The 22,565-nt window shown below is 36.0% G+C and carries 15 protein-coding genes; 13 read left to right on the forward strand and 2 right to left on the reverse strand.

Going from position 1 to position 22,565, the window contains the following annotated elements; translation table 11 throughout:
• Positions 1-30: 30 nt before the first annotated feature.
• On the reverse strand, positions 31-1,314 hold the full coding sequence (gene murF, locus Q0972_RS06380; RefSeq protein WP_299363930.1) for a UDP-N-acetylmuramoyl-tripeptide--D-alanyl-D-alanine ligase: 1,284 nt from the start codon (positions 1,312-1,314) through the stop codon (positions 31-33).
• Between the two features lie 85 nt (positions 1,315-1,399).
• Positions 1,400-3,079: a gliding motility lipoprotein GldJ gene (gene gldJ, locus Q0972_RS06385; protein ID WP_299363961.1), complete on the reverse strand. Its 1,680-nt coding sequence runs from the start codon at positions 3,077-3,079 to the stop codon at positions 1,400-1,402.
• Positions 3,080-3,411: 332 nt separating this feature from the next.
• Between gldJ and porU the strand changes: the two genes are divergently transcribed.
• From porU to Q0972_RS06450, 13 genes are all read left to right on the forward strand, one after another.
• A complete protein-coding gene (gene porU / locus Q0972_RS06390) occupies positions 3,412-7,263 on the forward strand; it encodes a type IX secretion system sortase PorU (RefSeq protein WP_299363932.1) in 3,852 nt (1,283 codons plus the stop codon).
• Between the two features lie 64 nt (positions 7,264-7,327).
• Entirely contained in the window at positions 7,328-8,617 is a 1,290-nt protein-coding gene (porV, locus tag Q0972_RS06395) for a type IX secretion system outer membrane channel protein PorV (RefSeq protein WP_299363962.1), read from the forward strand.
• 76 nt (positions 8,618-8,693) lie between these two features.
• On the forward strand, positions 8,694-9,176 hold the full coding sequence (gene cdd, locus Q0972_RS06400; RefSeq protein WP_299363934.1) for a cytidine deaminase: 483 nt from the start codon (positions 8,694-8,696) through the stop codon (positions 9,174-9,176).
• Between the two features lie 92 nt (positions 9,177-9,268).
• Positions 9,269-10,267, forward strand: coding sequence for a pyruvate dehydrogenase (acetyl-transferring) E1 component subunit alpha (gene pdhA / locus Q0972_RS06405; protein ID WP_299363936.1), 999 nt, complete (start codon positions 9,269-9,271; stop codon positions 10,265-10,267).
• Between the two features lie 3 nt (positions 10,268-10,270).
• Positions 10,271-11,926, forward strand: coding sequence for a pyruvate dehydrogenase complex dihydrolipoamide acetyltransferase (locus Q0972_RS06410; protein WP_299363939.1), 1,656 nt, complete (start codon positions 10,271-10,273; stop codon positions 11,924-11,926).
• Positions 11,927-12,086: 160 nt separating this feature from the next.
• Positions 12,087-12,827, forward strand: a complete 741-nt coding sequence (locus tag Q0972_RS06415; RefSeq protein WP_299363940.1) for a hypothetical protein — start codon at positions 12,087-12,089, stop codon at positions 12,825-12,827.
• 224 nt (positions 12,828-13,051) lie between these two features.
• Positions 13,052-14,035, forward strand: coding sequence for a M20/M25/M40 family metallo-hydrolase (locus Q0972_RS06420; RefSeq protein ID WP_299363942.1), 984 nt, complete (start codon positions 13,052-13,054; stop codon positions 14,033-14,035).
• The gene (locus Q0972_RS06425) at positions 14,028-14,714 is read left to right on the forward strand and encodes an SDR family oxidoreductase (RefSeq protein WP_299363944.1); all 687 of its coding nucleotides are present in this window, start codon (positions 14,028-14,030) and stop codon (positions 14,712-14,714) included. Before Q0972_RS06420 ends, Q0972_RS06425 begins: the two co-directional genes overlap by 8 nt.
• Before the next feature lie 93 nt (positions 14,715-14,807).
• On the forward strand, positions 14,808-17,582 hold the full coding sequence (locus Q0972_RS06430; protein ID WP_299363947.1) for a gliding motility-associated C-terminal domain-containing protein: 2,775 nt from the start codon (positions 14,808-14,810) through the stop codon (positions 17,580-17,582).
• Positions 17,583-17,592: 10 nt separating this feature from the next.
• Positions 17,593-18,507: a type IX secretion system membrane protein PorP/SprF gene (locus tag Q0972_RS06435; protein ID WP_299363949.1), complete on the forward strand. Its 915-nt coding sequence runs from the start codon at positions 17,593-17,595 to the stop codon at positions 18,505-18,507.
• A gap of 1 nt (position 18,508) precedes the next feature.
• Positions 18,509-20,542 carry an OmpA family protein gene (locus Q0972_RS06440; RefSeq protein ID WP_299363951.1) on the forward strand — a complete coding sequence of 678 codons (2,034 nt, stop codon included), beginning with the start codon at positions 18,509-18,511 and terminating at the stop codon, positions 20,540-20,542.
• Between the two features lie 23 nt (positions 20,543-20,565).
• Positions 20,566-21,204 carry an HAD-IA family hydrolase gene (locus Q0972_RS06445; protein WP_299363953.1) on the forward strand — a complete coding sequence of 213 codons (639 nt, stop codon included), beginning with the start codon at positions 20,566-20,568 and terminating at the stop codon, positions 21,202-21,204.
• Between the two features lie 35 nt (positions 21,205-21,239).
• Positions 21,240-22,565: VCBS repeat-containing protein (locus Q0972_RS06450; protein ID WP_299363956.1), on the forward strand; the 1,326-nt coding region annotated here is incomplete at its 3' end.

Consider the following 22,565-nt stretch of genomic DNA (forward strand, 5'->3'; position numbering starts at 1 on the left):
AATTAATGGGTGATGTTACAATTGACGTAATTAAATCACCCCCAAAATCCGTTCTAAGGCCATACCTCTCGAACCTTTGATGAGTAAGGTGGCATCATCAAGATTAAGACTTTTAAGCATGGGTTTTAAATCTTCAAAATTTGTAAATTTTTGAGTGGAGTGGTGGCGTGTTTCGATCTTATAGAAGTTTTCACCAATCAAGTATATGTGTTCTTCAAAATGCGATTCAGCAAAATCGGCAATAGCTTGATGTTCTTGTTCGGTCTCGTCACCCAATTCAAACATATCACCTAAAAAGAGATATTTGGTTTCGGCTTGGAGTTGTTTTAGATTTTTGAGTGCAGCCAACATACTTGTTGGATTGGCGTTATAGGCATCCAAAATGATTTGAGTAGTGCCTATTTTTATGATTTCGGAACGGTTGTTCTTGGGTTGATAATTTTCAATGCCTTTCTTAATGTGTTCAGTAGATACCTTAAAATGATGTCCCATGGCCACAGCAATGGCCATATTGCCATAATTATAATCACCAATAAGTTGACTATGGATGTCTGTACCATTATATGTTAAGGACACAAAAGGATCCGCTTTTGAGAATTCAACCACACAATCATTATCAACGTCTTTTCCAAAGGTGATTATCCTTTGGTAGTTGCCTATTTGCCTTTTCTGCTTTGGGTCGTCCGTATTTATAAAAACGGTTTTCCCAGCATCCCTTAAATAATCGTAGAGCTCTGATTTTCCTTTGATAACACCTTCAACACCACCAAAGCCTTCTAAATGAGCTTTTCCGAAATTAGTGATTACACCATAGTCTGGTAGCGCTATATTGGACAAAAACTCGATTTCCTTCTGATGATTCGCACCCATTTCTACAATACCAAAATCTTGGTCTTCCGTAAATGATAATAAGGTGAGTGGCACACCAATATGATTGTTGAGGTTGCCTATTGTAGCCCTAACCTTATAGGTGGTCGACAAAACAGCATGGATCAATTCTTTAGTCGTGGTTTTTCCATTACTTCCAGTTAAAGAAATAATTGGGATACCCATGGCATTTCTATGGTATGTAGCTAATTGTTGTAGGGTAGTTAATACATCATCAACTAAAAAGCAATTAGTATTTATAACGGCCTTGTCATCATCAACCACACAATATTTAGCACCATTTTCAAACGCTTGACTTACAAATTGGTTACCATCAAAATTATCACCCTTAAGCGCAAAATACATATCATCCTTGTTAATTTTCCGTGTATCCGTAGAAACGGAAGAACTAGCTTTAAACTTTTGATATAATGTCTCTATGTCCATGGGCCTAAAAATAAAAAAGTCCTGATAAAACTTATCAGGACTTTTAAAATATTAATACAATTTCGGTGGCTGGGCCTATCGAAATCTAATTACGTCTCTTTTGCGATTTTACGGATTTTGAACCTACTCTCGATACGGCACATCTAAATCCGATATAGTCTGTAGCCATATCTTGTGGGAAGTAACGACGTTGCGCAGGATCAATCCAATATGCTCTATCTCTCCAAGAACCTCCTTTAAAGACTCTTACTTCATCATTGATAAGAGATGTTCTGGTATTAGATTTATCATATTCTCTAATCATTTTTCCATCTGTAGAATCCATTTCAACTCTATGCTTTGGCGAGTTGTACATTTTTCCAGTTTCATCGATTCTATCGTCGCCTTCATCAAAACTCTCTCTGTAGTAACGTGAAGAACGCTTGTCACCATCTCTAAAGTTTCTGTTATCACTTTTATCAAACTGTGTTCTTAGGTATGTGTCTTGATCATCAACAGGGATTTTTGCAATTTCACCTGGAAGATTTCTAGCGATGATTTTACCATTGCTCAAAGTATCGTAAACAATCTCTTCAGCAGTAACAACTTTTACGGTACCGTCTTCGTTCAATGCATTTTTGGTATACACGTTACCTCTGTAGTAGTTAAAGTCATTAAATTCGTCATCAACAATAGGACGATAAACATCGGCAACCCATTCGGCGACGTTACCTGCCATGTCATATAAACCGTAATCGTTTGGTTGATAAGATTTTACTTCAGCAGTAATGTCTGCACCATCATCGGACCATCCAGCAATTCCACCATAGTCACCTTTGCCTTGCTTAAAGTTAGCTAATTGGTCACCACGGTTAACACGCTTACCTGATCTTGTGTACTGACCATCCCATGGATATTTTTTACGACCTCTATAAACATTGTAGCTTCTTAACTCGCTCATTCCTAAAGCCGCATACTCCCATTCAGCTTCTGTGGGGAGTCTGAATTTCACAGGGATTAAACCAGATTCTCTATTAGCATAAACATTAATAGGATTACCGTCGGCATCTGTTTGTTGTCGTCTTTTACCGCCTTCTAATACTTCTGAGTTTCCACCATAAGTTTGGGTTGGCGCGTTTATGTATGTATCAACATCAAAAGTACTTTCAGCATTTAAATCGGTGAGGTGAGCATCTCTTTTAATATAACCTGCCTCTTGTAAAGACATTTCCGCAACACGGTTAGATCTCCAATTGGCATATTCTACAGCTTGTATCCAGCTTACACCTACAACAGGATAATTGGCATATCCAGGATGACGCAAGTAGTTTTCTGTCATCATCTCATTATACCCTAAACGGTTTCTCCAAACTAAAGTGTCTGGAAGTGCACCCTTGTAGATTAAAGCATAATTTGGATCTTCAGGCGGATATACATTCTTAAGATAGTCTAAATAAAACAGGTAATTAAGATTTGTTACTTCATGCTCGTCCATGTAAAACGACTGAATGTGTTGCTGATTAGGCGTATTGTTCCAATCGTGCATTGGGTCGTCTTGTACTTTACCCATAGTGAATGTTCCACCTTCTATAAATGCGGTACCGGGAGGTGTTTCTTGCTCTTTAAAATTAGTGTTATACTGAAAACCACCGTTTTTATCATTGATTTTCCAACCAGTAGCACTATCTACATTACTAGAATTAGATGAACGCTTACAACTAACAATGCTAGCACAAAGCGTAAATGCTATTAAAAATTTAAGGTTTGAGACATTTTTCATATCCATATGTTTAAGTAAGCTCATAAAATTTAGTTCCGCAATATAAGAATTAAAGGCTAACTGACAACTTTTTTTTGCTTGAAAATTCAAAAAAACGTGCATTTCATCCTTTTTTTTATACACAATAACGGATTTTTGGCAATTTATCGACGTATTTTGCTCTTTAATAACGGGGACTAAAATAAATTATTGTTGTATTTTTGAAATAAAAAATTAAGCTCTATAATAACACGTAAAATTAGGCGTTATCTAACTGTGAATTTAAAAATTTTAATCGGGTTAGCGATATTTACTTAAATTCAGGACTTTACTGCTTATCAAAACCACAAGAATCTTAAATGAAAAATTGCTACATTTTTATTTTTATGTTTTTGACCCTATTGAGTTTTGGGCAACAAAAACAGTTTAATATTAAATGGGATGGAGAAAAGGTACTTGAAACAGCCTATGGAAAAATTACTGTCCCTGGCTTTGATGATAAACATTTTAACTTCGACGATAAAAAAGGTTTGACTTTTTTTGCCCAATGGAAAAGCAATGGTAACAGGGTTGATGAGAACTCAGTAAGCCTATCTAATGTTTCTTACGAAACGATTTCCCAATCTGACCTCAAGAATTTAAATCCTCGACTTATCCCTGCTGAACTTAAGTATGATTTTTTCAATACTAATGCTAGGGGTAACAAAGCCTATTATTTTGAGATAAGCCCAATAATAAAAGATAGAGGTGTTTATAAAAAGGTTAAATCTTTTACAATTAATTATTCTGCTTTAGCAAAGAGGTCTCAGGTAGTAGCAAAATCCCAGATTACGAATTCAGTATTGAGTACAGGAGATTGGTATAAATTTTACATTGAAGAAACGGGTGTTTTTCAATTAACTAAAGGGTTTTTAAATAGTTTGGGAATCAATACAAACTCTGTTGATCCTAGAACTATAAAAATATATGGAAACGGAGGAAGGATGCTGCCTCTGCTGAATTCTGAAAATTATCCGTTTGATGTCGTTGAGAATGCTATTAGGTTTGTTGGTGAAGAAGACGGTAGTTTTGACAACAGTGACTACATTTTATTCTATGGAGAAGGGCCAAAGACATACAGTGAAGAGAGTCAAACCAACATAAATCTATATACGGATAGAACATATTATTACGTAAATATCAGTCCAGGTAACGGTAAAAGGGTTCAAGCGATGTCAACTATCGATGCGCCAGCCGATATTCAAATTAATACGTTTCAGGACTATCAATTTTATGAGGTTGATGAATTTAACTTGGCAAGATTAGGACGAAGATGGTTTGGTGATGTGTTTGATATTGAGAACCAACGTGTTTACGATTTTGAGTTTCCTAATCTAGATACTAGTGAGCCTGTTCGTTTTGATGTTGCTGTTGGCTCTATTTCAGAAAGCGATGGTACAACAATGCGAGTAACAGTTAACGGAAATTTAGTCTCTACTTTAGGTTTAGGTGTAATTAGTCCGGGTTCAGTCTTGGCAACTGCCGCTTCTTATGGTGAAGATCTTAATTTGTCTTCTGATGCCGTAACAGTGACATTAGATTATAATAACAATGGAAACCCTTCTGCTAGAGCATATTTAGATTACATTAATATTGAAGCAACCAGAGCTTTAACTTACGAAGGCAATCAATTAGTGTTTAGGAACAGGGATGTCGTAACCACACCAGGAATTGCAGAATACACCTTATCTAGTGCTTCAAATGTGATGGAGATTTGGGATATTACAGATAGGTTCAATATTACAAACCTTCAAAATTTAGATAATCAAAACACGTTATCGTTTAAGGCTTTGTCAGGTGAAGAAAAAACCTATTTGGCCTTTTCTTCAAATAATTATTTACAGCCATTAAGAGATTCTAATACTAGGTTGGCCAATCAAAATTTAAAAGGCACCATTTTTAATAATGCACAGGGAACTTTTGAAGATATAGACTATCTGATCTTAACGCCTGCACAACTTCGATCCCAGGCTGAACGATTGGCACAGATTAACAGAAACCAATATAATCTCAATGTAAAGGTTATAGATCTTCAAAGTATATATAACGAGTTTAGCACTGGGAGCCAAGATATCGCGGCTATACGAAACTTTGTAAAGTATGTTTATGATAATGCAAGTACACCAAGTAGACGGTTAAAGTATTTGTGTTTGTTTGGTGAGGGTTCTTACGATTATAAAGACAGAGTAAGTAATAATACTAATTTGGTACCTTCATGGTATTCTATACCCAGTTTTAATCTCACGAGTTCATTTGTTTCTGATGATTTTTATACGATGATGGATGACAATGAAGGCACAATGAGTACTTTAGATAGAATGGATATAGCAGTAGGCAGAATACTAGCTGAAAATCTTCAACGAGCAAGGGAAATGGTAGACAAGATAGAAGCCTATTACCAACCTGAAGCTTATGGAAGTTGGCGCAATAATATCTTACTTATTTCAGATGATGTTGATGTACAATGGGAACGTATTCTGCAGGAAACTACAGAAGGATTGGGAATTGAACTTGAGAATGAGAAGACCTTTTTAAACGTTACAAGAATACATAGCGATGCTTTTGAACAGGAATCTTCTGCAGCAGGTAATAGATATCCACAAGTTAATGAGGCGACCAGAGATGCCATTGAAGTTGGAGCTTTAGTAGTAAATTATTTTGGTCACGGAGGAGAAAATGGCTTAGCCAAAGAGCGTATTTTTGATATTTTTGATGCACAAGAAGTCAATAATATTTGTAAGTTTAATCTATTTGTAACCGTAACTTGCGAGTATACTAAATTCGATGATCCCGGCCGACCTACAGCAGGTGAGTTTACCTTTTGGAATAAAAATGGCGGTGCAATTGCTTTATTAACAACTACAAGACAAATTTTCGTAACTACAGGCGTTATTTTTAATAATATATTAGACAATTATTTATTTGCCTTTGGATCTAATGACTATCCTACAATTGGCGAAGCACTACGTCTAACAAAAACTGATAATGGTTTGGGTGGATCATCGCAAAAACGGTTGGTTTTTTTAATTGGAGATCCAGCGATGAAGTTAGCTTTTGCCGAACCAAATATAAGACTAACAAGAGTTAATGATGTCCCTATTTCCCAGCCTGTCGATACATTAAAAGCACTTAGCTACACTAAATTGGCTGGAGAAGTTACTGATGTCAATGGTAATTTATTGTCAAATTATAACGGCATCTTAACTGCCACTGTATTTGATAAAAGAATTCCGCGTCAAACACTTGCAAACGATGGGGTTACCGATGGAAATGGAGAAATTATTTTAGACTATACTACCTTAGGGGAAATTATTTTCAAAGGTCAGGCAAGTGTGACTAATGGGCAGTTTGAGTTTGATTTTGTTGTGCCAAGAGACATTGGTATACCTGTAGGTAATGGTAAGGTAAGTTTTTATGCGCAGACCAGCAATCCGTTATCTAATCAAGCAGGGGCAAGTTTTGATATTGAAGTTGGTGGAATAAATGAAAACGCTCCCGAAGACAACATAGGGCCAGTTATTAACTTGTTTATGAATGATGAGAATTTTGTTTCAGGAGGTATAACAAACGAATCTCCTAATTTGCTGGCCAAATTGCAAGATGATAATGGAATAAACACGGCTAGTGGAATCGGCCATGATATTACGGCTATCATTGATGGAGATGAAACAAATCCTATTGTGCTAAATGATTATTACCAAGCAAATATCGATGATTATACCAATGGCACTGTAACCTTTCCATTTAGGGATTTAGAACCAGGTTTGCATACGCTCACATTAAAAGCGTGGGATGTATACAATAATTCATCAACTTCAGAACTTCAATTTATGGTTTTCGATAAAGATGAGGAATTGGTTATTAATAATGTTTTAAATTATCCTAATCCTTTTGTTAATTATACAGAGTTTTGGTTTAACCACAATAGTGTTGAACCCCTAGATATCTCTGTACAAATATTTACAGTTTCAGGTAAATTAGTAAGGACATTAAATGGCCAAACAACTGGAGGCAGTAAGGCCGTAAGCACTTTGTCTAAAGACATTGTTTGGGATGGTAGGGATGATTTTGGAGATAAAATTGGAAAAGGAGTCTACGTCTATAAACTAAAAGTAAGATCTAACCGTTTAAATAAGCAAGTTGAAAAAATTCAAAAACTTGTTATACTCTAATAATAAATTATATTTGCTAACGAATTAATGCTGAGCCTTAAGCATTAATAACTCAATAATGAACATGAAGAAATACAAAATATCCCTAATCGCTCTGGTTACGCTTAGCTTTACTTTTGCTCAAGAAACTGTACAAATAATTCCTAGTCCTAATGATAGCAGAGTAATAACCACTGGTGTTCCATTTATGCTTATTGCACCAGATGCAAGATCGGCATCAATGGGTGATATGGGTGTAGCGACGTCTATGGATGGATTTTCCCAACAATATAATCCGGCAAAATATGTGTTTTCAGAAGCAAAATCTGGTGTTAGTTTAAGCTACACGCCTTATTTAAGTAGACTGGTAAATGATATATCTATTAGTTATGCTACATATTTTAATAGATTAAATGAATATAGTGCCGTTTCTGCAAGTTTTAAATATTTTAGCTTGGGTCAGATCGATCTAACACAGCAAAATAATCCACAGCCAGGTCAGGAGATAACGTTTATTACTGTAAGGCCAAATGAATTGACTTTTGATGTAGCATATACATTACGTCTGGCTGATCAGTTTGCTATGGCAGTCGCACTGCGTTATATGAATTCCAATCTTCAAATCCAACAAGTAGAGAACTCCAATGCGCAACCTGCCAGTTCCTTTGGTGCTGATATTACAGGTTACTATCAAAGTGAAGAAGAAGCTTATAATGATTTTAATGGACGCTGGAGATTAGGTTTTGCAATTCAAAATCTAGGACCCAAATTTCAGTATGATGATGAAGGACGAGAAAATTTTCAACCTACAAATTTAAGGCTAGGAGCAGGTTTCGATTTCATATTCGATGAATATAGTAAACTTGGTATCACTGCTGAAGTGACCAAGTTATTAGTGCCTACACCACCTCGATTAGGAGACCGTATCACTTTTACAGATGCCAATGGTAATGGTGTATACGATGAACCAGCAGATCCGGATGATCCACAGCCAGGTGAAGATATTTTAATCAGTGCAGAAGAAAACGTTATTATTGAAGGTCAGGACAATGACGTGAGTTTTTTAAATGGTATTTTTCAATCGTTTGGTGATGCGCCAGGTGGTTTTAGCGAAGAACTAAGAGAATTTACCTGGGCCCTAGGTGCAGAGTATACCTATCAAGAAAATTTTGCTTTTAGAGCGGGTTACTTCAATGAAGCCGAAGACAAAGGTGCGCGTAAGTTTTTTGCAATAGGCGCAGGGTTTAAGTACACCACGATTAACTTAGATTTATCCTATTTGTTCTCAGCATCAAGAGTGCAGAGCCCGTTGGAAAACACCTTGCGTTTTTCATTAACATTTAATTTTGGTGATGGCGAATACGATGAGTATTAGAAGTTATTAAATAAGGTATTTTTAAAACTATTGTCTCAAAAGCAATAGTTTTTTTGTCTAATAAAGAATTTGAATTATGAAGGAAGTAAAGATTGAAACAACATTACAGGTTTTTAATGATGTGAGTGAACTTCCTGATCATATTCAGAAATTAATGGCATTAGCAACAGAAGCAAGGGATAATGCCTACACGCCTTATTCAAAGTTTAAAGTTGGTGCAGCCATTTTGTTAGATAACAATGAAATTGTTACGGGAAGCAATCAAGAGAATGCGTCCTATCCTTCAGGTCTGTGCGCCGAACGTACAGCAATTTTTTACGCAGGCGCAAAATATCCAGATGCTAAAATGCTTGTATTGGCACTAACAGCGTCTTCTCAAAATCAAGTAACAGATACGCCAATACCACCATGTGGTGCTTGCAGACAGTCTATTGCAGAATACGAGTTTAAACAAGAACACCCCATAGAAATCTATTTTATGGGAGCCACAGGAAAGGTCGTAAAATCAAACTCATTGGCAAATTTACTGCCATTAGGTTTCGATAGAAGTTTCCTATAACGTTTTCGTTTCAAAATTTACAATCTTCAGTTTTTTGGTTATTGACTAATGTCTTATTTTTGTTATTCTGATTAAAAGAACGAATCAAAAAAATGCAAAAGATAACTAAAGAAGTTTACCTAAAATGGTATGAAGATATGCTGTTTTGGCGAAAGTTTGAAGACAAGCTGGCCGCAGTTTATATCCAACAGAAAGTTCGTGGATTTCTTCATCTTTATAATGGACAAGAAGCTGTCCTAGCTGGTGCTTTACATGCTATGGATTTGACCAAGGATAAGATGATTACAGCATATCGAAATCATGTTCAACCTATTGGTATGGGTGAAGATCCTAAGCGTGTTATGGCCGAGTTATTTGGAAAAGCAACTGGAACATCACAAGGATTAGGAGGATCCATGCACATTTTTTCTAAGGAGTACCGTTTTTATGGTGGTCATGGTATAGTTGGTGGCCAAATTCCTTTAGGTGCAGGGATAGCGTTTGGCGACAAGTATCATGGCAGTGATGCTGTGACCTTATGCTGTTTTGGTGATGGTGCAGCAAGACAAGGATCGCTCCATGAGACCTTTAATTTGGCAATGCTTTGGAATCTCCCAGTGGTTTTTGTTTGCGAGAATAATGGTTATGCCATGGGGACTTCCGTAGAACGCACAGCAAACCATACGGATATTTGGAAATTGGGTCTCGGTTACGAAATGCCTTCAGGTCCAGTAGACGGTATGAATCCAGTCAAAGTAGCCGAAGCTTTCGATGAAGCCATTCAGCGTGCAAGAAATGGAGGAGGGCCATCATTCTTAGAAGTTAAAACCTATAGGTATAGAGGACATTCTATGTCCGATGCTCAGCACTACAGAACAAAGGATGAAGTAGAAGAGTATAAAAAAATAGATCCAATTACGCAGGTAAAGGATGTTATTCTAGAAAAGAAATACGCTACTGAAGACGAAATAAAGGGCATAGATAAACGTGTTAAAGCACGCGTTTCTGAATGTGAAAAGTTTGCTGAAGAATCGCCATATCCTGAGAAAAATGTGATGTACGATTCAGTTTATGAACAAGAAGATTATCCATTTATACCACATAAATTATAAGCTATGGCTGAAGTGATTAATATGCCGCGTTTAAGCGATACAATGGAAGAAGGTACTGTTGCGGCTTGGCTAAAGAAAGTTGGAGATAAGATTGAGGAAGGCGATATCATAGCTGAGATAGAAACAGATAAAGCAACTATGGAGTTCGAATCTTTTCACGAAGGAACTTTATTGCATATTGGTGTTCAAGAAGGAGAAACAACAAAAGTAGATCAGCTTTTGGCAATTATAGGTGAAGAAGGTGAAGACATCTCTTCATTGTTAAATGGAAAAGCTGAGGGACAAGAATCTGATGCCACTCCTGAGGGAGAAGATACCGTAGCAGATACCATTTCGACAGAGCAGAGCGATGAAAAATCTCATGATACTATTTCTGAGGGAAATAATGAAGCAGAACTCCCAGAAGGCGTCATCGTTGTTACCATGCCCCGTTTAAGTGATACCATGGAAGAAGGTACTGTATCTACTTGGTTGAAAAAAGTCGGTGATGAGGTAGAAGAAGGCGATATTTTAGCTGAAATAGAAACGGATAAAGCCACAATGGAGTTCGAATCTTTTCAGTCAGGAACATTACTGTACGTTGGCTTAGAAGAGGGTGAATCTGCTAAGGTTGATGCACTTTTAGCAATAATTGGCCCGGCAGGAATCGATGTTTCTTCCGTAGCTAAGAATTTTAAGGCAGGAAGTTCAGACGTAACACCAGAACCTAAGAAAGAAGAAAAACCCGTTGATGCGCCTAAGGTTGTCGAAGCTAAAGCAGCGGAGCCAGTGATTGCGACCTCTAGTACAAGTTCTAATGGTAGAATTTTTGCGTCACCATTGGCCAAGAAGATGGCTGAAGAGAAAGGGATCAATTTAGCGCAAGTCAACGGTTCTGGAGAGAACGGAAGAATCATAAAAAGGGACATTGAAAACTTTACACCTGTAGTTGCAGCTCAGTCTTCTGCACCAGTGGCTAAGTTTGTGCCTTCAGGACAGGAAGACTTTGACGAGGTTCCAAATTCAAACATGCGTAAGGCAATTGCTAAGAATTTAGCAAAGTCTAAGTTTACTGCACCACATTATTATCTTAATGTAGAATTTGATATGGAGAATGCAATAGCGTTCAGAGCACAGTATAATTCTATGCCAGATACTAAGATATCATATAACGACATGATTGTAAAAGCTTGTGCATTGGCATTAAAACAGCATCCACAAGTGAATTCTCAGTGGTTCGATGATAGAATGAAGCTTAATAATCATGTACACATTGGCGTAGCCGTAGCAGTACCTGATGGTTTGTTGGTGCCCGTTGTAAAATTTGCTAATGAGCAAAGCTTAACACAAATAGGAGCAGCCGTAAAAGAATTTGCAGGTAAGGCAAGAAACAAGAAATTGACCTTAGATGAAATGGAAGGAAGTACCTTTACAATTTCCAATTTAGGAATGTTCGGTATAGAGAGTTTTACATCCATTATCAATCAACCTAATTCTGCAATTTTATCTGTAGGAGCTATTGTATCTAAACCAGTGGTTAAAAATGGAGTTGTTGTTCCAGGGAACACAATGAAACTCACAATGGCCTGTGATCACAGAACGGTAGATGGAGCAACGGGAGCACAATTCCTTCAAACATTAAAGGGCTATATTGAAAATCCGGTAACTATGTTAGTATAATGTTTTATATTAACAATATGGTTTGTAAATTTATATAGTGGATTAGATGATATCAAATCCTCTTTTTGCCTATTAAAAGAGGATTTTTCTTGTCATAAAAATATTTAAATTTATCACCCATTAATAAAGATTCATTAAACATTTAAATAAAACTATGAAAATGAAAAACTTTAAAACATTAATTCTTTTTGCATTTATTACAATTTTTACAATCTCAGGTTATGCCCAGAAAAAGAAAGTAGCTGTAGTTACGTTCTATGCCGATAAGGTTATTGACCTTTCTGAAGTTGATGCCTCAGCAGACTTTATAGCAAAAAATACTAAATTAAGTGATGACCCAGATTTTAATTTAAAAAAACCTCTTGAAGAATTTCATAAGGCATTTTTTGAGAATTATGTAAATGAATTTGATTTTGAGCTAATACCCGAAGAAGACGTATTAAATTTACCAGAGTACCAAGAATTTAAGGCAGATTACGGTAATTATAAAAATATAGGTAATCAAGATGCCTATGAAACAATCGATGGTTATAAAGTGGTACAGAACTATGGTAGTAGGCTAGAAGTTAAAAATCTCAAACCAATTGCAGAAGCACTAGGTGCAGACGCCATTATGTTTGTAAGATTGAATTACGGTTTTAATAAAACAGGTATTGGAAAATTAGGCTATTACAGTATAAAGGCTTCTGTCAGCCTTGATTTATTTTCTAAGGACAATAAGAGTATTTTCCAATTCGGGGAGATAGCAGGCTCAAAGAAAAAAGCTGTTATGGTTGGTGGTATTCCAGTGATGACACCAGACAAAATTCAACCAATGTGTGAAAATGCGACAGAAGAATTGATAAAAGACATGAATAAAAAAATAGAAAGACTTTCTAAAAAAGCTAATAAAAAACTATAAGAGAAATTTGTAATTTAAAATCAAAACCTGTTTCAAAGCTTATTTGAGACAGGTTTTTTTATCTTTAGTCACAAATAAATGTTATTATGAAATGAGCATAAACAAAATTAATTTTTTGCTTACCCACCGAAATAATTAATTTTTTTGTGCGAAAGCGCAGCGGTTGATCTAAGCAGAAAATTTTTATTTAGTTCATTTTCAATGAGACAAAAATTTTTAGATAGATGAAAAAGGGATTTTCTCTTCTAGTCATTTTGCTTTTAATTTCCTGTGCAGTCAAACAAAAAGGTGCAGAGGGCAAGGATGCTACTGATAGAACAAGTTCAGGTGAGATAACTATTACAGCTAATGACATTAAAAAAAGTATGGAATATCTTGCTTCTGATGAGTTAGGGGGACGGGCAACAGGGACGGAAGGCATAGAAAAAGCAGCTATCTTCATTGAGAATTACTTTAAAGATAATAATATCCAACCTTATTTTGAGACCTACAGAGATTCCTTCAATATTGAAGAAATTATAGGATTTAATATTGTGGGTCTGATTGAAGGCAACGACCCAAAATTAAAAAAGGAATTTGTGATTCTTGGAGGTCATTACGATCATATTGGCAAGGGCAAAGAAGTTAACGGAGATACTATAGCCAATGGCGCCAATGACGATGCTTCCGGAACTATTGCTGCTATGGAGTTTGGTAAATATTTTGCCAAATCAAAAACCAATAAACGAAGTGTTTTGATTACTTTATATTCGGCAGAAGAAATCGGGCTTAAAGGATCGGCACATTTAGCCGAACGCTTAAAGAATAAAGGCATGGATGCTTACACAATGATCAACTTTGAAATGATTGGAGTACCAAGAACTGCGGATAAATCGATGGCTTATATTAGCGGTTATAATCGTTCAAATCTAGTGTCAATATTAAACCAATACGCTGGCGAAAAGGTATTAGGTCTTTTCCCAAAGGCTGAGCAATTTCAACTGTTTTTTAGATCAGATAATTTTCCATTCTATAAAGCATTTAATATGCCAGCACATGCCATATCGACTTTTGATTTTACCAATTTTGACTATTATCATCATGTAGATGATGAGCCCGATAAGATGGATTATACACATATGGTAAGCTTTATTAATAAAATGATTCCTGCGCTAGAAGGGATGATTAATGGACCAACCAAAGAAGTAGTATTAACAGAGAATGAGTAAAAATGTAATTATAACAGGAACAAGTAGAGGAATAGGATTCGAATTGGTAAAACTCTTTGCCAGTTTAGGCCATAATGTTTTGGCATTGTCGAGAAATGCTAAGCCCGTTAACGCTTTAAATTTAGACCATGTTAAATCCTTGGGATGCGATTTGTGCGCTATCAAAGATTACAACAAGGTTGATGCATTCATTTCAAAACAATGGAAAAACCATGTCGATATTCTCATAAATAATGCAGGGACTTTGCTTAATAAGCCTTTTGCAGAAACTACAATTAAAGATTTCGAACAGGTTTATAAAACAAATGTCTTTGGCGTTTCTGAAATGACTAGGGTTGTACTCCCATTTATGAGACATGATGGTCATGTGGTAACCATTAGTAGTATGGGCGGTATACAAGGCAGTGTAAAATTTCCCGGGTTAGCTGCATATAGCTCTAGCAAAGGGGCCGTTATTACTTTAACGGAGCTGTTGGCAGAAGAATATAAGGAAACAGGTCCGCAATTCAATGTTTTGGCTATTGGAGCTGTGCAGACCGAAATGTTAAAGGAGGCTTTTCCAGATTATCAGGCGCCAACGACTGCTTTAGAAATGGCGACCTATATTAAAGATTTTGCCCTAACAGGAAATACATATTATAACGGCAAAGTACTTCAGGTATCCAATTCTACGCCTTAAAGTCTTTTTCTAGGAAATTTTTTTCAATATTTTAGAAGTAATATGCTACAATTGTTTTTTTGTTTATCTTTTCAGAAATTAAATAATATACATTTGAACAACTTTAAAGGTATGGTATTGTTCGTGGCGATATTTTCGTTTATAGCCACGAACGCTCAGTGTAACCTACAGGAGACCATTGTTATTTGTGACATGACTCAAATAGATGGCGATAACGACGGGACACCAGATGGTATAATTAACTTGTATGAAGAATACACTAATCTTACAGGAAACACTATACAAGCAGGCACATGGTTTGATCCAAATTTTACTTTTGCACTAAATGAAAACACGGGCGATTTATTTCTCTGGGATTTAAATGAATCATCTACATCACCAACAGATTATAGTTTTGAGCTAACCAACACCGATTGTGGCCCTGGAGATGTTGCTTTAACCATTAATTTGGTACTTGGACCTTTCTCGGGTATTGCTTTGCCAACAAATTTAGACGATGTTAACGTACAGGTTTGTGATGAAGGATCTACACCAACAGATATTTGTATTGCTCTGCCAGATATGGACCTTTTTGAAGCCCTAGAATCTCTGCCAAGCCCTCATGCAAATGGACAGTGGACATATGAGGGGAGTAGTCCTAATTTTAATGGCATTGTTGGATCTGAGTTGTCTGTTACCGTACCCTATGCGCCAGGACCTCCTTTAGTAGATGAAGAAACATTTGAGTTGGTCTACAGAGTAGAAGGGATTGCACCGTGCGACCTTGTACAGGAAACTAGAGTTAAGATTTCTGTTGTAAGACAAGTGTTTTCAGGCTTAGCTCAAAATCAGAGGATTTGTGAAGCATCTATCATAAATGGAGATTTTGATAATGATGTTGATTTAACAGATGACCAGTTTTTATTTTTGGAAGACATAGAGGGCACTTGGGCAATGGATATGTTTGGACAAGTAACTTCCTTAGGAGATTCAGAAATAAATATCAATAATATCTACCAACAGATTGTAACCAATAATCCTAGATTTGGATGTGTTGAACTCGCTTTTACGTATTCTGTAGAACAACGATCAGGGGTGTGCGGGGATGCTACTTCAACCGTTAATTTTAAGCTTTATGAGTATTTAAGACCTTTCTCCCAGACTAATTTTCCAGAATTCTGCGAAGATGATCCATCACTACCAGCAACGATTAATCTCTATGATCAATTAACATTTACCACTGAAAATGGTGTTCTTTTCGATTACCCATCAAATGCTTGTACGCAATGGAGTTTGGTGTCTGGCCCTTCAAACTTGGGTCTAGTCTCTAATGGTGGAGGTTGTACACCAACTCCAGGATATTCTCATCTCGGACAAGTTAGTTTAGTAGGAGCAGAACCCGGAACTTATACTTTTAGGTACACCGTAAGTCCAGAAGTCAACTGTAATCCAGATAACTTTATGGCTTTCGATTATGTAGATGAATGTACTACAGTTCCTGATTCTACTGGGTTTTGTGATGCAGAATCTGCTGAGGTCGTAATAGTAATTCATCCTAAGAATTATGCAGGAGAAAACACTATTGGACTTTCGTTTTGTGAAACCGACCTTGGTAGCTCCATAGATTTAATAGCACTACTAAATACCAATGGTATTGATGATCCCATATACGTTGGTCCACTCGGAAATTGGTTCGATCTAGATACTGGCAATCCAGTTACAAATCCATTTGTAATTCCAGAAATTAACGGTGAACAAACATTCAATTTTGTTTACTCTACAACGACGCCCAACAATTGTCTGGATAGAGCAGATCTTTCATTTACTATCTATGAACAATATCCATTAGGTACTGATAATGCTATACAAGTGTGCAATGATGACAGTGCCTTTAATTTATTTGATTTACTAGGCAACGATGTTAGCACTATTGGTAGTTGGACAGGGCCTAACGGATTTGTCTCTACGACCAACGATGTGTTTTTTGACCCGTCATCATTTGATGCTGGCGATTATATTTATACGATTCCCGATAATGGTGATGGGACCGTTTTTTGCCCAGGTGGCCAAGCTGTTGTGACCGTTTCGGTTATTCAAAATGCCAATGCCGGAATGGACATGCAGACGATGGTTTGTAGGTCAGATATTCAAGTCGATTTGCTTAATGTATTAGATCCCGCAGCAGATTTGGGAGGAACCTTTGAGGATATCGATAATACAAATGCACTTAATGGAAGTATCGTTGACATTTCTTCATTGAATGAAGGTGATTATAATTTTCAATACACTGTAGTGGGAGATCTACAATGTAATGTTTCAACAGCAATCTTAACGGTAAGCGTTATGGATGTTGAAGCACCAAATGCCCAAAACCAAACTTTTTGTCTAACAGATGCAGCCACTATTGCAGATTTAGAGATATTAAGTACGGGCTTTGATTTTAATTGGTACGACACAGCCACATCCACTGATATTTTACCATTGGATTTACTATTGGTAAATGGGGAAGATTATTTTGTTTCATCCATAGATAATGAGGGTTGCGAATCTACCAGAACTCAAATTACAGTCACCTTACTGCCTTTTAATGATAGCACTTGTAATGATTGTGAGATTAATGATGGTATATCAGATAATGACGATAACGAAAATGAAGAGCTGGATTTATGTAACCTCCCCGAAATTTTTCCGAGTTATGAAATAGAGATATTTAACCGTTACGGCACTTTGGTTTTTAAAGGTAATAATAGTACAGGATTATTTGATGGTACTTCTAACGTGTCCTTAACTATCGGAGACCGATTGCCTTCAGGGACTTACTTCTATGTGTTTAAGCCAAATGACGGAATGACCGATGCATTTCAAGGAAGCGTTTATTTAAGTAGATAAGAGCAATAGAATGAAAATAAGACTACATTATATTTTAATCTGTTTTTGCTGTACGATGCTATATGCACAACAAGAGCCACATTACACACAATACATGTATAATATGAGTATTGTTAATCCTGCATATATGATCAATGAACCAAGCTTTGTTGAGGTGGGTACACTTTATCGCACGCAATGGGTAGGGATCGATGGCGCTCCGAGAACAGCCAACGCATTTGCTAATATTCCTTTAAGCGATAAAATTGAGATAAGTCTCAATTATCTCAATGATGAAATAGGAGACAATATAAAGCAAACTGAAAACATGTTTAGTGTGGATTTTGCATATAAAATAAAGCTTAATGAAACTTTGAATATGTCTTTTGGAATGAGAGCGGGTTTTGATCATTTAAGCACAAATGTTTTTGAAAGTAATGTTAGTGATGATCCTTTTTTTGATAATACGCAAAAGACTGTTCTTAATATAGGTGCGGGAGTGTTTATGTTTCACGAAGATTATTATGTAGGGTTGTCGTCACCAAACTTATTGCCAAACGAGATAGATGCAAATAATAATGTTTTTTATCAAAATGAACTTCACCTCTTTCTTATTGGAGGTTATATTTTTGATATCAATAGTGATATTAGGTTAAAACCTTCAACAGTGGTGAAGTATGTTAATGGTGCACCTTTATCTTTTGATATTTCGGCAAATGCATTATATCAAGGCAAGTATGAATTAGGTGTCTCTTACAGATATCAGGATGCTATTACTGCCATGGTAGGTATAGAAGTGCTTACTGGATTGAGGTTTGGCTATGCCTATGATTTTAATACCAACGCACTTAACGATTTTAATAATGGCAGTCACGAGTTTATACTAACGTATAGATTTGATGTGTTAGGACTAAGTAAAAAGTTTTCATCTCCGAGATTCTATTAATATGCTAAAAAGAATTACTTTATTAATATACTTAATTGTTGTTTCGCAGTTTGTGTTTTCCCAAGGAAAATCTAGAGCAGATCGTTTTTTCGAAAAAGGAGATTATACCAATGCCGCCAAATATTATGAAATGGATTTGGAGGATGAAAACCATAAGAAAGATCTAGAAAATATTGTCATTTCATATTATAATACTTTTGAATATAGAAGAGCGTCACGCTATTTGAGACAATTGATCGACGGACGATTTGTAGAGACAGATAAAGCCTATGATAATGAATTCAACTTTAAATTCTATCAAGTATTATCGGCTTTGGGAGATTATGAAAAAGGGCTTGATTATCTAAAATTGTATAAAGAAAACAATTCAAAATCCTTTAATAAAAATGATGCCATAAATACGATTGAGGATTTTAAACTCATGGATTCCGATTATAGGATTAAATTGGCAGATTTTAATTCATTAGCTTCAGACTTTGGCGCTGTTCGTCGTAACGATCGTGTATACTTTACCTCTGACAGGGAAGACGATGCCAATGCGTTATTCGAAAAGAAGTTCAAATGGACGCAAAGGCGATTTTTAGATATATATTCTATTAAGGTTTCAGAAAAGAATGAGTCTCAAGGCGCAGCGGTAAAATTATCGGATAATATTAATTCTAAGTTCCACGAGGGTAACTTCTGTTTTAGTAAGGATGGTAAAACGCTTTATATATCGCGAAGTAATTTCACAAAGGGCAAAAAGGAATTTGACGACAATAAGACTAATAACATCCATTTATATCAATCAAATTTTGTAGATGGCGAATGGTCAGAACCAGAAAAGCTATCATTTAATAAGAAGGAATTTTCTTATCAGCATCCGGCATTAAGCCCTAACGGAAAAAAATTATATTTTTCTTCCAATCAAGAAGGAGGAATTGGAAATTTTGATTTGTATTATGTGGATATTAATTCAGATGGAAGCTTTAGTGAGCCTATTAATTTGGGACCAAAAGTTAATACCGAAAATAGAGAACACTTTCCTTTTATTTCGGATAAAGGACACCTGTTTTTTTCTTCAAATGGCCATCTAGGCTTAGGGATGTTAGACATTTTTGTATCAGAGTTTGTAAATGACGAATTTACCCAACCTATCAATCTTGGAGCTCCCATTAATTCACAATACGACGACTTTAACTTAAACTATTATAACGAGACTCGAGGTTTCTTTGCTTCCAACAGAAAACGAGCAGTTGATAATGTTTATAGTTTTAATCAAACAGGTGAGATTTTTATTAGGGAATACATTAATAAATTTGAGATTAGAGATAGGGAAACAGAACAATACGTACCAAATGTATCCGTCACTTTAGCTGATAAAAGAGGAAATAAAATTTATGAAAATGTATTAGACTCGATAGCGAGTTTTAATAAAAACCTGTTAGCGGGTAATTATATATTAAGCGCTACTAATGATAATTATAAAGACGGTGTATTAAAACTAAAGGTTTTGGAAGAACAAGATCAAAAGCATGTGCTGTTACTCGATAAAATACCGCCTCCGCCGCCACCAGATCCAGTAGAAGTTATAATCGCTGAGAAAAAAATCGACGAGGATTTAAAAGAAGAAGATCCTAAACGCTTTGAAATGCTTACCGATATTGATGGGCCACCTATAGTAGAAAAAGACGGAAAATTGTTTTTTGAGTTAGAACCCATTTATTTCGATTTCGATATGTGGAATATCCGTGAAGACTCTAAAGTAATATTGGATGAATTGGCGAAAAAGTTAGAACGTTATCCAGATATCCATATAAAGATTAGTGCACATACAGACAGCAGAGGTACTGTACGTTATAATCAAATCCTTTCGGAGAAGCGCGCTGAGTCCACCAGAAACTATTTAGCTTTAGTGGGCTACGTCAATGCAAGGCGTATTAAGTTTCAAGGATTTGGAGAACGCTTTCCCATTGTGGAGTGTCCCCAAAATGATTGTACCGAAGAAGAGTTTCAACTTAATAGAAGGAGCGAGTTTGAGATCGTTCAATATTAGATATAAATGCTTCTAGAACCAATATGTCCAAATACAAGTGTATTATTTTTGATTGCGATGGAGTTTTGGTAGATAGCGAACCGCTCAGCAATCAGGTTATGGTAGATTTGGCTAATGAACTTGGTGCAAATATAGATTTGGATTACGCCTATCAACACTTTAAAGGAAATTCATTTTATAATTGCTCAAATAAAATTTCAGCATTGATTGGTAAAGAAGTGCCAAAAGATTTAGAACTTCAATACAGGCAACGTTCTTCCGAAAAATTCAAAGCTGAGATCAAACCGATTCAAGGTATTAAAGAACTTTTAGACACATTAAAAGTTCATTATTGCGTAGCTTCAAGTGGTCCAGAGCATAAAATAAATCTTAATTTAGAGCTTACAGGATTATTCCCCTATTTCGAGGGCAAAATATTTAGTTGCTATACCATTCAAAAATGGAAACCAGATCCAGCGGTATTTCTTTGGGCAGCAAGGACTATGGGTTTTAATCCAAAAGAATGCCTGGTTATCGAAGATAGTCTAATAGGTGTTGAAGCAGCTTTAAAAGGAGGTTTTGATGTATTCGGATTTACGGCTCATGACTATATGAATGAATTGCATAAAGATGCGACCAAGACCTTTGATAGTATGATTCAGCTAAAGGAATTATTAAATTAAAAGCGTAATTTCTATATTTATGAGAAAATAGATTTATGCTAAGAAAATTATTCTATCACAAGCTTTTCTTTTTTTGTTTTCTAGTTGCAGTTTCTATAGCTTATAAAGGTTATGCACAAACTTTTGAACGTGTTGAAACCATTGTGGGTTTAGGCGATCTTGCCCATAATAATGGTGTGGCTGTTGCAGACTACGATGGTGATAACGATTTGGATATTTTTGTTGTTGCCAATGCAGTTGAAGATTCAGAAGATTTTACAAGTTTTAGCCGATTGTATAGAAATAATAATGATGGTTCTTTTACTGATGTCACAGAAGCTTCGGGTTTAGTCGATTTACTAACGGAAGAGGAGGAAGTTCAGCTAACGCTTGCACAACAAGGTTACAAATTCAGTGCATCATGGGGCGACTATAACAACGATGGTTTCCCAGATTTGTTTTTAACCTATTCCTTAAAAGTACAACTATGGCGTAATCTTGGTAACGGTACTTTTGCCAACGTAACCGAAATTTCTGGATTTGAGGCCACAAACGATTGCCTTAACATTGGTGCTACATGGTTCGATTATAATAATGATGGCTTTTTGGATATTTATATTACCGATTGGAGCGGGTGTAATTCTAATTCAATTTACAGAAATAATGAAGGGCTTAGCTTTACTGAGGTTACAACCTCATTAGGCCTTACAGAAGTGGAATCCAATCACAGCTATACACCATTTCCTTTTGATATTAATGATGACGGATGGATGGATTTAATCGTTACCAATGACCTTGAAGATCCTAACTACCTCTATATTAATCAGTCTGGAACTTCGTTCATGGAGACAGCTCAAACCTACGGTTTAGATAATATGATTGATGATATGGGAATCGCTATAAACGATTTTGATCTTGATGGTGATTTCGATTTTTTTATAACTGGAATAGACGAAAATGCACTTCTAGAAAATAACGGTTTCAATATATTTTCTGAAACATCAAATGCTTACGGGCTTAATTCTACAGGATGGACTTGGGGCATACGATTTTCAGATTTTGATCTCGATGGTGATGAAGATCTCTTTGTAGTTAATGGCTATGATTTTGAAGGAAGAGGGCCAGAGCAAAATGTATATTACAGAAATCTGCACAGTCAAGGTTCAGCGATGTTTGAAGATGCTTCGGTTGAGTTAGGGCTTAACGAAAATACAGAAAGCGTAGAAGCCCTTGATTTTGATTACGACAATGATGGCGATATGGACCTATTGGTTACCAACAACAATAAAGAATGCTTTTTTTATGAGAACAAGCTATTGAATTTTGATGATGCAGAGACGACCTTGAACTGGCTGAAAGTTCATCTGGAAGGAACAGTTTCT

This window comes from Winogradskyella sp., from assembly GCF_028282165.1.
GTDB lineage: Bacteria > Bacteroidota > Bacteroidia > Flavobacteriales > Flavobacteriaceae > Winogradskyella.

Coding starts and splice junctions, on each gene's coding strand:
- murF (WP_299363930.1), bottom strand. CDS start 1,314: ATGGACATAGAGACATTATATCAAAAGTTTAAAGCTAGTTCTTCCGTT.
- gldJ (WP_299363961.1), bottom strand. CDS start 3,079: ATGGATATGAAAAATGTCTCAAACCTTAAATTTTTAATAGCATTTACG.
- porU (WP_299363932.1), top strand. CDS start 3,412: ATGAAAAATTGCTACATTTTTATTTTTATGTTTTTGACCCTATTGAGT.
- porV (WP_299363962.1), top strand. CDS start 7,328: ATGAAGAAATACAAAATATCCCTAATCGCTCTGGTTACGCTTAGCTTT.
- cdd (WP_299363934.1), top strand. CDS start 8,694: ATGAAGGAAGTAAAGATTGAAACAACATTACAGGTTTTTAATGATGTG.
- pdhA (WP_299363936.1), top strand. CDS start 9,269: ATGCAAAAGATAACTAAAGAAGTTTACCTAAAATGGTATGAAGATATG.
- Q0972_RS06410 (WP_299363939.1), top strand. CDS start 10,271: ATGGCTGAAGTGATTAATATGCCGCGTTTAAGCGATACAATGGAAGAA.
- Q0972_RS06415 (WP_299363940.1), top strand. CDS start 12,087: ATGAAAAACTTTAAAACATTAATTCTTTTTGCATTTATTACAATTTTT.
- Q0972_RS06420 (WP_299363942.1), top strand. CDS start 13,052: ATGAAAAAGGGATTTTCTCTTCTAGTCATTTTGCTTTTAATTTCCTGT.
- Q0972_RS06425 (WP_299363944.1), top strand. CDS start 14,028: ATGAGTAAAAATGTAATTATAACAGGAACAAGTAGAGGAATAGGATTC.
- Q0972_RS06435 (WP_299363949.1), top strand. CDS start 17,593: ATGAAAATAAGACTACATTATATTTTAATCTGTTTTTGCTGTACGATG.
- Q0972_RS06440 (WP_299363951.1), top strand. CDS start 18,509: ATGCTAAAAAGAATTACTTTATTAATATACTTAATTGTTGTTTCGCAG.
- Q0972_RS06445 (WP_299363953.1), top strand. CDS start 20,566: ATGTCCAAATACAAGTGTATTATTTTTGATTGCGATGGAGTTTTGGTA.